A 15,083-nucleotide genomic window follows, 5' to 3' on the forward strand; every position below is an offset into this window, starting at 1 on the left:
CGCCATCAGCGTATTCAACACCTACGAAGAAATCGTCGACGCCTGCTGCAAGGCTTGGAACTTCTTCGCAAACGACCCAGTGGCCATCGCTTCCATAACCTCACGTACTTGGGCACAAGTCAGTTGAAAGGGCCATTGGTATTATGTAGGTTCTCAGTTCCGTTGCTACTCAGACTCCAGATCCAGCGTCGTAGCTATGATGCATGAGAAAAAGGCTTGATATTCTGGCCTTATCAGACGATCTTTCCGCCAAAAGGCACGCCACTTGGGAATGTCGGTTCGAGATATTTGGGGCTGCTTGGCATGACGGACTTTCAACAGAAGCTGAACCTTCAGTCGTATTTGTTGAAAGACTGGGCCGGCACGCCGTTGGATGACGCATGTTTCTTGCGCATCCTCAATCCGAATGGATTTCAGCCGCCATTGATCTGGTGCTTCAATGCCAAGCACGAATTTCCCATGTTGGCGGACGCTTTAGGGCCGGACCAACCGCTGATCGGTCTGCGATCAATGCATCTGGTGGCGCGGATGGAGCCGGGCCGTGCGTTGATGGATGCGGCGATGGGCGATCATTATGCAAACCTGCTGGCAGCGCATCTGCCCGAGGGTCCCTGTTTCGTCGGGGGCAACTGTCAGGGGGTTCCAGTGGCGCTGCGTGTGGCGCTGCGTGTTGAGTTGGCGTGGCGCAAGTGCCTGTCCTTCATCGCGATGGAATGGGAACCATGCCTGCCGCTGCCGCTGCCCACCACGCTGCTGTTTGGCGCCGAAAGCACTATGTTCAACCCCTATTTGCGGGGCGATCCGGACGCAGCTGCCCGCTGGACCCTTCTTTTCGCCAAAGCGCGGTGCCAAATCGTGCCCGGCGGGCATGGTGCCTATTTCACCGAGCAGAATATTACCGCCCTCGCATCCGCAATCCGTCGCGGGATGTCGGTGGGCCCCAAGGACGCGACACCCGACATTCCGCCCTTGCGCATCACGACCTCGGCGACAGAGGCGGACACGGGCGCCTCCTTGCCCTTGCATCTGGACCTCGGTGCAGGCCAGCTGCCAGAAGGACTGAGCCTTGCCCATATCTGGCGCGATGCCGCGACCGGTGAGGTAATGCCGGTGGCAGGCCAGCAGCTTGCCGTGCAAGGCCCGCACCAGGTAAATGTCGCTGCGCCCGCGCGCCCCGGTCAATGGGATTTGATCGTATTTCCGACCCTGCCGCCACTCGGTCCCGTGCAGTGGCAAGACCATCTGGAACCGGTGGCTCGCATCAGTGTGACCTGTAGGGATCGAGCAGCATGACCACCGCGATGCAGGATATCGCCGCGATCGAAAGTATGGTGCTGGAAGTTTTGGCCGAACAACTGAACCGTCCGGTCGAAAGCGGCGAACTTGGCAACAGCTTTATCGACTTGGGGCTGGATTCGCTTGAGGCAGTGTTTTTGTGCGGGGCGCTGGAAGAGCGGTGGAGCCGCCCCATCGATCCGGTTCTGGTGTTCGAGGCTGCATCCGTCGCCGAATTTGTCCGGCTGGTTTTTCAAGAGCTTGAGGCATGACCGGGGCGATGGACATGCGCATGGCCTTAGGGTTTTGGGCGGAGCGCAAGCCAGAGGCGTTGGCGCTCGGCTTCATGGCGCGGGGTGAGGCCACGACAGAAAGCCTGAACTTTGAGGCGGTTGCCCAGCGGGCAGTGGCCATGGCGAGCCATCTGACGTCCCTAATGCGGCGGCGGGAGCCTGCGCTTTTGGTCTATCCGCCGGGGCTGGAGTTCATCGAAGCGCTGTTTGGCTGTTTCCTCGCCGGGATTGTCGCGGTGCCTGTGCCCCATCCCGCCAACCGGCGCGCACGCGAACGGGTGGCGATCATTCGGGCCGCCGCTGGAGCAAAGACCATTCTTACGACTGGGCGCCTAGCGGCAGATGCCGATCTTTGCGCAATCGTCGGACCGGACTGTGACTGGATCGCGACCGATGCGCTAGCCGACCTGCCCACTGATGGCGAAGCAAAACTGCCTGCCTCAACCTGTTGGAGCGACAACGATGTGGCCATCGTGCAATTCACCTCAGGCTCCACCTCTGACCCGCGCGGCGTGCAGGTGACCTTTGGAAATCTGACCGCCAATCATGCGATGATGGCGCCGGTCTTTGGCGACGATCCTGACGAAGCTATGGTGACATGGCTGCCGATGTTTCACGATATGGGCTTGATCGGCACGTTGCTGTACACGTTTCAGGCCGGGCGCAGTACGCATATCATGCCGCCCTTCGCCTTTTTGCAAAAGCCAGTCCGATGGCTTCGCGCGATTGATCGTCTGGGCGCGACCATCAGTGGGGGGCCCAGCTTTGCCTATGACCTTTGCGCACGCAGTGTCACGGCTGAGGAAAGCCTTGGACTGAACCTGTCGCGCTGGCGGCGGGCGTTTTGTGGGGCCGAACCCATCCGCCGCGCGGCGCTGGCGCGGTTTGCAAACCGCTTTGAAGGATGCGGCTTTCCCGAAACGGCTTTTCAGTCCTGCTACGGTTTGGCAGAGGCCACGCTGTTCGTCAGCGGTAGCCCCCTCGGTAGGGGCCTGCGCAGCGAGCGGCCCAATGCACCGGCCAGCGCTGGCCCTGTGGTCTCTTGCGGTCCCATGCCAGCAGGCCAGCGGCTGCGGATCGTCGATGCCTTCGGCAGCGCTTTGCCCGAGGGGGAGAGGGGCGAAATCTGGGTGGCAGGGCCACATGTCAGCCAAGGCTACTGGCGGAACCCAGCAGCCACCGCGCTGACCTTCTGCGCCACTCTGGAGGATGAGGACGCAGGCGGCTATCTGCGCACGGGCGATCTGGGGTTCCTGCATGGCGGCGAGCTCTTCGTAACGGGCCGCATCAAGGATGTCGTGATCCTGCGCGGATCAAAGCATCACGGCAACGACCTAGATGAAACGATCTGCGCCGTCTCCCCCGATTTGGTGCCCGGCGCGGGTGTGGTGTTCCTGACCGAAGATGGCCCCGAGGACGCAGAGGGTGATCTGGTCGCCGTGCTAGAGGTGTCGCGACAGGCCTTTGCCGCAGTCGACCGTGCTGCGCTGTCCCAAGCTGTGACCGAAGCCGTGTTGCAAACCCACGGCATCCGCCTAGACCAGGTGATCCTCGTGCGCAATGGCAGCCTGCCCCGAACTACAAGCGGCAAGATCCAGCGCCCAATGTGCCGTGACCTTTTCCTTCGAAAGGAATTGATCCTTGGCTGAAGCGGCAGTGGCAGAGCGTTCGCCGATGAACCCTGATTTCTTTGGCCTGATGCCGGGGCTGATGGCAGACCCATATCCACTCTTTGCCCGGCTGCGCGCCGGGCCGCCGGTGTTCTGGGCGCCGAAAGAAGGCGCTTGGGTGCTGCACCGTCACGCCGAGATAGAGGCCGTGCTGTCCGACCGCGGATTTAGGGTGACCGAATTGGCAAAGGGCGTGGCCGAAATTGGCGAACGGGCGGGCAAGCCCACGCCGATCCTGAGCGGTTTGCTCACGACCTTTCTGCCCTTCATAAATCCGCCGGATCACGATCTGGCGCGGCGTTATTACAGGGCGGTATTGTCTGCGGGCTCGATGGATGGCGCAGTAGAGGCGATTACCAGCTTGGCCCGTGATCTTTTGGCAGAGGTGCCACCCAGTGGTCGGTTCGATGCGGTCACGGGCTATGCCGAACTGTTGCCCCCCTTGGTGATGGCTTGGTTCCTTGGCTTGCCCGGCTCGCTGATCCGCGACTACGCACTTGCAAGCGCCGAGCTTGGCCGCGTTTATGACCGGGGGTGTTCGCCCCGCTTCTTGGCCCGAATGGAAGCCATGCTCGTTGCTCAACGCGTACCAATCCAGCATGAGGTCGCGGCGCGACGCGCGGCGGGACCCGACGCCCGCACTGATGGTCTGTCGCGCATGATTGCATTGGCCGACGAACTGCAGCCGATGACCGATCACGCCATTGCAGATCACGCGATGGCGCTGATTTTTGCCGCAACCGAAAACACTGCCGCGCTGATCGGCAATGCTGTTGCGGCATTGGCCGAAGCTGGGCCGCAGTGCGATCTGTCGGTGGCCGATGACGCCACTTGCCTTGCCGCCGTGCGCGAGGTGCTGCGTTTCGACGCGCCCGTGCAGCAGATGTGGCGCGTGGCCCAGCATGAGATGGTGTTAGGCGGGGCGCGTATTGCCGCCGGGGACCGTCTTTTGCTGTTGATCGGGGCGGCGCAGCGTGACCCTGCGATCTATCCCGACCCGGACCAGTTCGATCCTCTGCGCTTTGCCACCGGCACACGGGCATGGCGCAGCCTGAGTTTGGGCCGGGGCATGCACTACTGTCTGGGTTCAGAACTTGGCATGCTGGAGGCAGCCATCGCCTTGAAGCTGATCGCCCGTCGAAAGCCCCGGCCAGATCCTGCCAAAGCCATCACCCGAGACGACCGCAGCACGCTGCGTCGGGTTCGGCACCTACCCTTGATCTTGTTTCCCGAAAGAAGTGATCCGCATGAAAACGTTTGATGCCGCCCAAGTCCAAAGCTGGTTCACCCGCTATTTGGCCGATTTCGTCGACCTGCCGGAAAGTGCAGTTACTCTTGACACGACCTTTGCCAAGCTGGGCTTTGACTCCGTCGATAGCGTCATTATCAGCGGTGCCTTCGAAGAGGCCTTCGACGTCGAAGTCGATGCCACCCTGTTCTTGCGCAATGACGATCTGCGCAGCCTGATCGAGGATCTCCGCGCTTCAGGTCTGATTGCGTGAGTGCTGCACCCGACCTGACGCCAGTGCTGACCGTCGTCGTCATCAGCTTTGAGATGGCGCGCGAATTGCCCCGCACGTTGCTGTCACTGTCGCCCGGCTATCAGCAGGGGATGGAGGGCCATCTCTACGAGGTGATCGTCGTCGACAACGGATCGGCCACGCCACCGGTTGCGGCGGATTTCGCCGGTCTGGGGCTGGACCTTCGGGTGCTGCACTGCACAACGGGCACGCGCTCGCCGGTGGATGCACTGAATATGGGTCTGGCGGCAAGCCGGGGCGGGCTGGTCTGCTGCATGATCGATGGGGCAAGGATGGCCTCGCCAGGGCTGCTGTCGGCAAGCATTGCCGCAAGCAGGCTGCACCCGCGTCCGATCGTCTTTAGCGCCTCGATGATGCTGGGCCACCATCCGCAATGGCGGGCGCATGAGACCGGCTATTCTGCGGCGGTCGAGGACGCGCTGCTGGACAGTATCCGATGGCCCGAAGACGGCTACCGACTGTTCGAGGTATCGAATGGTCAAAGCTCCGCGCCATCGGAACTGCGCTGGTATGCACCGGGGCATGAAAGCAACGCGGTTACCCTGCCGCGCGCCCTGTGGGACGAGGTGGGCGGCTACGACCCAGGATTTCAGACTGCTGGCGGCGGGTTTTCCAGCTGCGACCTGTTCTCGCGCTCCGCTCATCTGCCGGGCGTTCAGGTGATCGTGCTGGGGGGCGAGGCGACCTTCCACCAGTTCCACGGCAAAAGCGCATCAACTGCGCATCGGGACGGTCTAGATCAGCTGCGCGTCTTCAGTCAGGAATACTTCCGCCTGCGCAACTGCGCGTTCAAACCGGTGCGCAAGCCATTTTGGTTCTTCCAGATGCGAAATCAGGTGCTGCAAAAGACCACAAACCCGACCAAAGGTGCAGCGATACCACCGGAACAGCGCTATCTGGACCTATTGGAACAGCGTCTTCTGAACAGCGGCGCGCGTGAGGTCGAGGCACATCTCCGCGCCCTCGTCGCCGTCCTGCGGGCCGAAGGGCGTGCAGATTTGCTGAAACAGTCACGGGCCGGTCGCGCCTACCAGTTGCGGCGGGTCATCGGTGCGGAACAGCAGGGCCTGCTGCTGGACCCGACCCTGCTGCCAAGCGCCCTGACCATGACGGGCCGTCGCCGACTGCAATATTTGCGGCGCTGCGTCGAAACTGTGCTGAATCAGGCGATCCCTGGCGATCTGGTGGAATGCGGTATCTGGCGCGGTGGATCGGCGATGATGATGGCCGGGGTTCTGGTCGCGCGGGGCGACCAAGAGCGCAAGGTCTGGTTGGCGGATTCCTTTGAGGGCCTGCCGCGCCAAGACGGGGACTATGACACGACGGCGCAGGTCGATCTGCTGAATGCAAACGGCCTGGCTGTGACAGAGGCTACGGTGCGCGCCTCTTTCACCGAATTGGGTTTGATGGGCGACAGCATCTGCTTTCTGCCCGGCTGGTTCTGCGACACGCTGCCTTCGGCACCGATTGAAAGGATAGCGCTGCTTCGGCTGGACGGCGATCACTATAGCTCGACCATGGATGCGCTGACCGCGCTTTATCACAAGGTGGTGTCGGGCGGCTTCATCATCATCGACGACTATGCTTTGCAACCCTGCGCCGATGCGGTGAACGCCTTCCGTGAGATGCGCGGGATACAGGAACCGATGGAACGCATCGACCAAATGGCCATGGCTTGGCGCAAACACGTTTGAAAAGGATGATGGACTGTTGAATCGCTTGTGGACCCCGATCCTGCGACCGCTGCTGGAAGCCGCCGCCGCGCAGAACGTCATCGAAATTGGTGCCGACGCCGGGCGCAACAGCACCCGTTTGGCACGCTGGTGCAGCAACCGCGGGGCGCGCATCGACATCATCGACCCCGCCCCCGGTTTTGACGCCACAGCGTTTGAACAGGCGTTCCCCGGCGTCGTCCACATGCATCTTGCCCCCAGCCTTGACTTATTGGCCAACCTGCCCGCGGCGGATGTGGTGCTGATCGATGGCGACCACAACTGGTACACTGTGTATCATGAGGTGCTTCTTTTGCTCGGTCCGCTGGAGACGCCCCGACCGCGACCGCCGATCCTGGTTCTGCACGACACAGGCTGGCCTTGGGGGCGGCGGGATGCCTATTACGACATCTCCCGCATTCCCCTGGAATTCCGCCAGCCGCATGGCAGGGGCCAGATCCACCCCCATGCCAGCGGCTGGTCCCGTGACGGGATCGATATGCGGCTGGTCTGTGCCAATGTGCAGGGCGGGCCACGCAACGGGGTGCGAACGGCGCTGGAAGACGCCCTTACCGGGCGGAAAGAGCAGTTCGAAATCCGCAGCATTCCCGGATTCTTTGGCCTGACGATTGTCGTTCCCAATGTCCGGCTGGAGGACCGGCCCGAACTGGCCACATTCCTTGCCGCTTTCACGCCTACGGCCACGCTTAAGCCCGTGTTCGACCTTCTGGAAGCCGGACGCGTTGACGGAATGATTGCAACGCAACTCTTGTCAGACGTGTTTCAGGTAGGGCCGATGGCGGCTGGGGTCAGCCCCCCCGACGCGCGCCCCTTGCAGACATCGCTGTCGACCGAGACGTGGCTGGGCATCCAGAATGGATTGCTCCGCCAAAGCTACAAGGGCAAGGCATTCTGGCTGAGCCCTTTTGACCAGTACCATTACATGTCGCTGATCGAAACCCTGCGCCCGGCAACCATATTCGAGATCGGCACCTATCAGGGCGGGCGAGCGCTTTGGATGGCCGACCAATTGCGCGCCTTCGGCATCGCGGGCCGCATTCTGACGCTAGACATCACCCCGCCTGAGGGGATCGAGGACCCGCTGATCGAGGTGCAGGCCGCCAATGCGCACAATCTGGCGGCCGTGCTGACGACGGAACTAATCGCCACCCTGCCGCATCCGTGGCTGGTGATCGAGGATGCGGCCCATACCACGAAGATGAGCCGGGATGTGCTGGATTTCTTTGACCCACATCTTCAGAAGGGAGACCAAATCGTCATCGAGGACGGCATTACCGGCAGTATGATTGGCGAACCCGAAGCATCGCCGCCCCATGCGGCGATACGTGCCTTCTTGGCAGAACGCGGGCAAGATTATCAACTGCTGACCGAGATTTGCGACTACTACGGCCACAACGTGACCGGCAACCCGAATGGCTGGCTGAAACGGTTGTAACAGTCGCCCCGTCAGGGCGAGGTGCAGCGATTGCAGACCTGCACGGCGGCGCGGCCCGCTGCGAGACGTTCTGCCAGACTGCGCCGCTCTTCGCCCGCCATGATGGCCGAGGCCGTCTGATATTTCAGATTGCCCAGTACGGCTGCCTTGGGATGGTCACAGCACGGCACGACATCGCCATCCGCCGTCACGAAGAGCGATGCGGGCTTTTGCAGAAACACACAGACGCCCGTCCCGCCGCGCTGATCCGCGATCTGCGCGGCGGCGTCGGGCAGGGTCAACCAGCCTCTGAATTCTGGTGTCCAGCCCAAGGGTAAAAGAAGTGCGCGCCACCGCTCTTGCCCCTCGGGTGACGTGCAGATGGTGCGGGTCATCAGTTCCAGCTTGGGATGCCACCGGTCCCGAAGCGCTGCGGCGCGGATCAGGAATTCCACCAGCTTTGACCAGCGGCTGGGCGGGCGAAGACGCTCAAAGTCGGCAGGCGTGCCGTCCCCATCGCAACTGACCACAAGTCGAGTCAGTATCCGCTCACGCAACGCCTCTTCCAGAACTGGCCAGCGGGCAAACTGCGCATTGGTCGACAGTTCGATCCCCTGCGCTTTCCAGCGCTGCTGCGGAATCTCTCGTAGTAAAAGCGGCAAGTCCGGGTGTAGCAACGGCTCTCCATAGTTGAACAGCCGGAACAGTGAGATCGCCTTGACATCGATGTTGCCAAGACACAGCCGGAAATCATCCAGCGTGATGCGGCTGACCTTAGGTTGCAGGGTCGAATTCGGACAGCCGATGCAAGTCAGCTGGCAGCCATTCACGATGTCGAAATGGCAGTTGGTCAGGCTGCGCAGACGACCGCCCTCGCGACGTTCCGGCCAAGCGCTGATCGGGAGCAGAGGTGTATCAAGCGACATCGAATAACCTTTCAAGTAGACCCGTTATCGCACCCGAAGCGATCAACTGACCAAGAATGTCATGCTGGGCGCAATCGGCGAGCGGATGCAGCGCAACCCCCGGGCTGCCAGACAGGCGCTCACTTTGCAGGCGGTCCACGTCATGGTCGGCGCCATAGGTGAGCAGCAGCGGACTGGGCGGTCGTGACTGTGGCACGGCAAACAGGGCCGCAAGGTCGGGCTGGGCCGGCGCACGCAGTGCGATGTCATCCCTCACATCGGCAGGCGCATCCGCTTGCAGACAGGCGATCAGCGGGGCGGCGGTGGTCCAAGGCGACAGGGCAAGCGCCCCTGCCGCACCAGCGATCCGGGCGAAATGCAGCGCGGAAAAGCCACCCGATGACGTGCCAAGGACGTGAAAACGCTCCACCCCAATGCCCGCCAGAAAACGACAAAGCGCCGGGGCCATCTGGTCATGGCGGCTGGCCAAGCCCGGAGTGCCAAGTGTGAACCCGATCCGATCGGGGTCCTTCAGAAACAGGATATGACGGTCAGTCGGCAGGATACGTTCCAGCATGTAAAGCGAGACCCAGTAAAGGCTCGCATCGCCGACAAAGACGATGACGCAATCACGGCTGCCGTCACGGCGCAAGAATAAGGCGCTGCGGGTTTTCGCCGCGCGCTCTGGATCAGCCTGCGGATCGCAATATGGTGCCAGCCGCCTATGCAACCCCCACCGCTCGAACTGATGGCAGATCATTGTCAGCCGTCGGCCACCGGCGGCCGTGGCGGGCAGAGCCGCCAATGTCTCTGCAAGTGGGGCCATATCATTAAACAGCCCTTCGCCCGCCAAAAATTCGGCTGCGGCAAGGCGAAGTTCGGGGCCCGTTTCCGGACTGTGTGCGATGGCCAATCGCGCTTCGATATTTGGCCAGAAGGTCGTCATACGACATTCCCCAAGTTGCTTGCCCTTTGACCGCAAGGTGGCTGGACCTGTCACGTATTTGTGCCGCCCCAAGTGCTCGTTTAGGCCACCTTGCGTTCGAAAGCCACGCGACTTTTCCCTCCGAGTGCTGAGTGGCGACGACGTGGGTTATAGAAGCCGTTGATGCATTGGAAGATGGCGGTTTCGACCTTCCTGCGGGTTTCCCAACCATCTGACAACGCTGCCAGATTCCATGTGGAGCCGAAACAAGAAAGTTTGCGACACAGCCATTGAACATTCATGAACTTCAGTGTAATTTTTACTTCGTTGTAAGGCGTATTTTGCGTGGGCCATTGGGCGCGCGGATTATTTGGGCAACAATCACGGGAAATCAGAAGTAAACAGGATGCACAATACTGATAGCCGAGATGCAATTGGGCGGTTTCTTTTTATAAGTGATGCCGTGCAATCCGTCGACCTCACGATCGTGGCGGCAAGTCCAACGATATCCAGCATCTTACCTGCAATAGAGCTTTATAAAGCAGGGCTAACGCCGCGGATTGTGATTTCGGGTGCAGGAACAATGATGGATGGCTTGGTCGAATGGCAGGGCTACCGTGATTATGCCTTGGCGCAGGGCGTTGCCGAAGCTGACGTCCTTGTCGAAAAATACGCAACCAATACCAAGGAAAACATGGCCTTGAGCGCAAAACTGGTCGCATCAACGGGCGAGGGTTGGAATAAAATCCGGTCCGTTGCCCTGTGCGCAAAACCATTTCATATGCGACGGGTTCTTATGACCGCGCGGCAGCACTTGCCAAATGGCCTGCATTTTATTGCACTTCCTCCGAAACATTCTGGTGACCTATCTCGCGAAACGTGGTGGAAATCCGACTTGGGTCGAACGCGTATTTTCGAGGAATTGGGCCGGATCAGTACGTATGCTCTAAGAGGCGATATTAGTGGACTTTAAGGGTAAGAAAGTCCACATGATTGGGGTCGGTGGTAGTGGGATGTTCCCGCTTGCACTTTTGCTTTGTTCGGCCGGTGCGCATGTTCGAGGAGTTGACCGCACAATCTCGGATGAGAAACGCACCGTGCTTATGGAGCATGGCGCTCAGGTGTTGGTAGACAATGAGAACAGTACCGCACATGATCTGACGCCTGCGAACGAGTGGCTGTGTATTGCCAGCCCCGCGATTCCTCATCACAATCCAGACCTGCGCGCAGCACGCCGCCTCGGCATAGAGGTATTGACCCGCGCTGAAGCACTCGCTTTGCTGCTGGCACACCGCGAGACCATCTGTGTCGCGGGCAGCCACGGCAAATCAACAACCACAGCTATGCTTGCGTTGGTGTTTGACACGGTTTTTGGTGCAGACATCGGGCACATGATCGGAGCCGAGTTGGACAATACCCTGCCTGCGCGGTTGGGGTCGGAAAATGCGGCTTTCTTGATGGAGGCCTGCGAAGCCTATGGCACCCTTTCAAATTGGGCACCCCGTCATGCCATCGTGACAAATGTCGATGACGAGCATGCAGAGCAATATGATGGCAACGATGCGCTTGACGCTGCCTTCACAGCGTTTCTGGCGCGCGTGCCGACGCATGGGGCAATTGTCGTAAACGGCGACAATGCTAGGGCTTTGGATGTCGCTCGACGGACTGGGCGCAAGGTGCTCACCTGTGGCTTTGCTCCCACCAATCATCTTCGCGCTGTCGAGAAACACGGCTCAATCTGTGTAGAAAGAGACGGCATTTCGTTGGGTGTCTTACGCCTTGGTGTCGCAGGCCGGCACAATGTTCAGAACGCACTGCTGGTTCTAGGCATGGCGTTGGAACTCGGTATTGAGGCTGAACAGGTTTTTGCGGCTCTGGGAAATTTTAGGGGGATCAAACGAAGACTGCAAGTCGTCAGCGATGCACAGCAACCTCGCGTAGTCGACGACTTCGCACATCACCCAGCAGAGATATCTGCTGCACTGCAATCCTTGCGTCAGGACACGCCGGGACAACTCATCGTAGTATTGGAACCTCAGTTGCATAACCGTGTCTGTCGATTGGCAGACGACTTTGTCACGGCATTGGCTCCGGCAGACCGTTGCTTTATTTTGCCAGTTGCAGCTTTGGGTGAAGCCAGTTTGCTTGGAAGTGGTGATCAGGCGCTGTTGGATGCTTTTGCACGCGCGGAGCGGTGCTTTGATGCCATTGCAGACACCGTTGATCTGATTGAGCGTTTAGCAGGGCAAGTTGCGATATCTGATACTGTCATCGTAATGGGCGGACACACGATATCCGGATTCGCGCAGCGACTAGCAACGCGTCTCTCGGCCCCGAAGCTACCACAAGCCACAGGCCCCTCAGTCCTTTTTGGCCCTCAGACTCCCTTATCCCCAGATTTGCTGAACATGGTAGCGTCCCATTTGCGCGCAAATCCCGAAGCGCCAGCAATCGAAATGGGCCGCCGCATACTGAGTTACCAAGAACTTTGGCATCGAGCCGCATCTTTGGAAGCCCGTCTTCTTCGGGCCGGGGTAATCGCCGGTGACGTAGTGGGCGTATACCTTCGACCGAACATTGATAGGGTCACTGCATTTTTGGCAACTTTGCGCCTCGGAGCGGTCTATCTTCCGCTTGATCCAGCGCTACCTGAACAGCGCCTGATACATATGCTCACCGATTCCTCAGCGCGTGTCGTGATAGTAAACGCGGCCAGCCCCGCGCTACCCAACAGTGCACCTGCCTTTGTATCCAGCGATCTGCTAGATGAGGAGCCTACGACGGATTTGGGCGTCTTAATTTCCCATGCACCCAGCCAGTTGGCCTATTTGATTTATACCTCAGGCACGACGGGTGTACCGAAAGGGGTCGACGTCTCGCGTTGCGCAATCTCAAACTATGCGACAGCCGCTCGCGCCCCTTTTAAGCTGACCACACAGAGCCGGATGTCGCTGGTGAGCGCATTTGGTTTCGACGTCAATATTGGTGATGTGGCTGTCGCGATGGCCGCAGGTGCTTGCCTGGTGTTGCCGACGGAAATTGAGGGGCGTCCCGGTGCCCCGATGGGTGGTTTTATTGCAGATAAGCGCCTGAGCCACCTGTCCTTTACCCCCTCTGCCCTTGGCGCGGTACCAACAGGCGACTACCCCGACCTGACAACCATAATCGTAGCAGGCGAACAGTGTCCTGCGGCTCTTGTCCGGCGCTGGCGGCCTGATGATAGGCGAACTTTCATCAATGCCTATGGCCCTACAGAAGCGACTGTCGAAGCCAGTTTTTCCTATTGTGACGGCTCCGATCCGGTGTCAATCGGACGCCCCTTTGCCAACATGGGCCTGTGCATCCTCAATGAGGCGGTTGAAGCCGTTGAGGAGGGTGCGATAGGTGAACTTTGTATATTTGGCGCTGGCCTCGCAACAAGCTACAGAAACCAGCCGGAATTAACCGCAGCACAGTTTCCGACATTGCCCTCTCCCGCATGGGCACCTGATCAGACGGATATCCGAATTTACCGGACGGGCGATCGCGCAAAGATTGGAGCAGACGGAAGTGTGATTTGTTTTGGGCGTATGGACGACCAGTTCAAGATCCTTGGCCACCGCGTTGACCCCTCGGAGATCGAAGCTGCGCTTTGCGAATTGCCCGATGTGCGGGATTGCGCGGTAACAATGGTGCGCGACGTCGATGAGCATGCGCGCTTGGTTGCGCACGTGGTGCTAAAATCCGAGGGAGGTACACTCGACGTGCAGGCCGTTCGTGCAGCTCTGACCGAGCGTCTTCCCCGATATATGCAGCCCTCGATCTTGTTGCCTGTGGCGCGCATCCCGCAAACTCCAAACGGCAAGCGGGATCGGTCCGCGTTGATTGTTCCGCCCTCCGCATTCGTCACCCGCTCTACAAAAACGCCGGGAACAGCCACCGAGAAGCGCGTCCTCGGACTTCTTGCCGAGATATCACCCGGTCTGTTGGTCCAAGGCGTTCGCGAAAACCTCTCCGACGCCGGATTGGATTCCCTTGATCTGGTCAATCTTCTGGGTGCGCTGGAGGATGCGTTTGGCATTTCCCTCGACATCGCTCTCCCTCCCGGAAGTGAAACGGTCGAGTTTTTATCGCTATCAGTTGACGCACGTCTAAAAGCGCCCTCAGCCGTACCGGGCACCGGCGCAGTGCAGAATGCCATCGCCGACGCCGTCCTCCCTCATTTGACGACTTGGCATGGCCAGGCTGCGACAGACCGTGGCCTCTTCCGGCATATACCAGAAAATACAGCCTCCATTCCCCTGTACTGGATGTTTCAAGGGGGGCCTGAATTCATCGCATTGAACGACGCGCTTGCGCCCGAGGGTATAAAGGTCTTCGGTACCCGATCAGGACACCTTCTGTTTGAGTATTTGGAAAGTAATCTAGCGGCCATGACCACCTTAGTGGCTGATGAAATCGAGAGCTTGTATAGTGGCGGCCCTATCCACATTGGGGGGAATTGTCAGGGCGGCATGATTATGCTGCGTGTGGTTCAGGAACTCATCCACCGTGGGCGAACAATTGGCGCGATAATTTTGATGGAGCAGGGCCGATTTTCGATCCATCACGGCCCAGTAGCCCTCGTGTTTGGTGAGGGGAGCTACCTTAATCCTTATGCATTAATGGAAAATCCAAATGCCGTTTTTCAAACTGCATATCCGGGCGGGTATCATGTCGAGATTATCACTGGTCAGCATGGGCAGTATTTTCGGCCTCAGAACATAGCTTCGCTGTCAGCGGTTGTTTTAAAGCATATTCGTGCGCACCAACATCAAAGTTGAACAATGGTCAAATAGGGGTCTGTTCCGGGTGGGGGCGAACAATGTGAGCCGCCCAGAAAATTCATCGTAGTTGAGGTTTTTTATTTTTCCGGCACCCCTTAGACTCAAACATCAAGTGCAACACCCAGCGCCCATGGAGCATAGCATAGGATGTTGCGATGGACAAACGGTACAAGCACCTCAACGGCGAGGAACGTGGCGTGATGTTGGCGGAGCATCGGCGCGGGGCGAGTCTTCAAGCGATCGGCTTGTTGCTGGGACCCCAAGTTCGACAGAAAATCGTCTAAGTAATTGAATTTGTTTGTAGCGATTTCCAGAATTGCCACAACGTCAGGCGGTTCAGGCAGGCTTTGATACCAACGGCCTTTTGGTTTGACTCTTTTAGGATTCCCAAGCCACGCGAAGTCTGAATCAATGCAGCGTTAAGGACAGGGGGCAGGTATGGCAGGGATTGCGATCACGCGGCGGGAATTGACGGCGACGGAGCTTCGTGCGGCTGCGGGCAAGACGAAGGACTCGCGTGCG

General features: G+C 59.4%; 11 protein-coding genes and 1 pseudogene. 9 read left to right on the plus strand and 3 right to left on the minus strand.

The features are described from left to right. The first annotated feature begins 303 nt into the window (after positions 1-303). Genes Q7V03_RS23065 through Q7V03_RS23095 form a run of 7 tightly spaced genes read left to right on the plus strand, consistent with a single transcriptional unit; the run spans position 304 to position 7,947 of the window. Complete coding sequence (locus Q7V03_RS23065; protein ID WP_304927930.1) at positions 304-1,293, plus strand: hypothetical protein; 990 nt, start codon at positions 304-306, stop codon at positions 1,291-1,293. Continuing rightward, positions 1,290-1,547, plus strand: coding sequence for an acyl carrier protein (locus Q7V03_RS23070; protein WP_304927931.1), 258 nt, complete (start codon positions 1,290-1,292; stop codon positions 1,545-1,547). Before Q7V03_RS23065 ends, Q7V03_RS23070 begins: the two co-directional genes overlap by 4 nt. Next, on the plus strand, positions 1,544-3,217 hold the full coding sequence (locus Q7V03_RS23075) for a fatty acyl-AMP ligase (RefSeq protein WP_304927932.1): 1,674 nt from the start codon (positions 1,544-1,546) through the stop codon (positions 3,215-3,217). Before Q7V03_RS23070 ends, Q7V03_RS23075 begins: the two co-directional genes overlap by 4 nt. Next, on the plus strand, positions 3,210-4,499 hold the full coding sequence (locus tag Q7V03_RS23080; RefSeq protein ID WP_304927933.1) for a cytochrome P450: 1,290 nt from the start codon (positions 3,210-3,212) through the stop codon (positions 4,497-4,499). The genes Q7V03_RS23075 and Q7V03_RS23080 overlap by 8 nt, the downstream gene beginning before the upstream one ends. Continuing rightward, positions 4,486-4,740, plus strand: coding sequence for an acyl carrier protein (locus Q7V03_RS23085; RefSeq protein ID WP_304927934.1), 255 nt, complete (start codon positions 4,486-4,488; stop codon positions 4,738-4,740). Before Q7V03_RS23080 ends, Q7V03_RS23085 begins: the two co-directional genes overlap by 14 nt. Next, positions 4,737-6,473, plus strand: a complete 1,737-nt coding sequence (locus tag Q7V03_RS23090) for a TylF/MycF/NovP-related O-methyltransferase (RefSeq protein ID WP_304927935.1) — start codon at positions 4,737-4,739, stop codon at positions 6,471-6,473. The genes Q7V03_RS23085 and Q7V03_RS23090 overlap by 4 nt, the downstream gene beginning before the upstream one ends. Positions 6,474-6,489: 16 nt before the next feature. Further along, a complete protein-coding gene (locus Q7V03_RS23095) occupies positions 6,490-7,947 on the plus strand; it encodes a CmcI family methyltransferase (RefSeq protein ID WP_304927936.1) in 1,458 nt (485 codons plus the stop codon). A gap of 11 nt (positions 7,948-7,958) precedes the next feature. On the opposite strand, the gene Q7V03_RS23100 is transcribed toward Q7V03_RS23095, so the two are convergent. The 3 genes and pseudogenes from Q7V03_RS23100 to Q7V03_RS23110 all read right to left on the minus strand — a co-directional run. Next, positions 7,959-8,852: an SPASM domain-containing protein gene (locus Q7V03_RS23100; RefSeq protein WP_304927937.1), complete on the minus strand. Its 894-nt coding sequence runs from the start codon at positions 8,850-8,852 to the stop codon at positions 7,959-7,961. After that, on the minus strand, positions 8,842-9,777 hold the full coding sequence (locus Q7V03_RS23105) for an alpha/beta fold hydrolase (protein ID WP_304927938.1): 936 nt from the start codon (positions 9,775-9,777) through the stop codon (positions 8,842-8,844). Before Q7V03_RS23105 ends, Q7V03_RS23100 begins: the two co-directional genes overlap by 11 nt. 80 nt (positions 9,778-9,857) lie before the next feature. Beyond that, a pseudogene (locus tag Q7V03_RS23110) lies at positions 9,858-9,983 on the minus strand (IS3 family transposase); the annotation flags it as partial. A 179-nt stretch (positions 9,984-10,162) separates the two neighbouring features. On the opposite strand from Q7V03_RS23110, the gene Q7V03_RS23115 reads away from it, so the two are divergent. Next, positions 10,163-10,729, plus strand: a complete 567-nt coding sequence (locus Q7V03_RS23115) for a YdcF family protein (RefSeq protein ID WP_304927939.1) — start codon at positions 10,163-10,165, stop codon at positions 10,727-10,729. 16 nt (positions 10,730-10,745) lie between these two features. Next, positions 10,746-14,558 carry an amino acid adenylation domain-containing protein gene (locus Q7V03_RS23120; protein WP_304927940.1) on the plus strand — a complete coding sequence of 1,271 codons (3,813 nt, stop codon included), beginning with the start codon at positions 10,746-10,748 and terminating at the stop codon, positions 14,556-14,558. Positions 14,559-15,083 lie beyond the last annotated feature (525 nt).

The sequence above is a fragment of the Cypionkella sp. genome (genome assembly GCF_030652235.1).
Classification (GTDB): Bacteria; Pseudomonadota; Alphaproteobacteria; order Rhodobacterales; family Rhodobacteraceae; genus Cypionkella.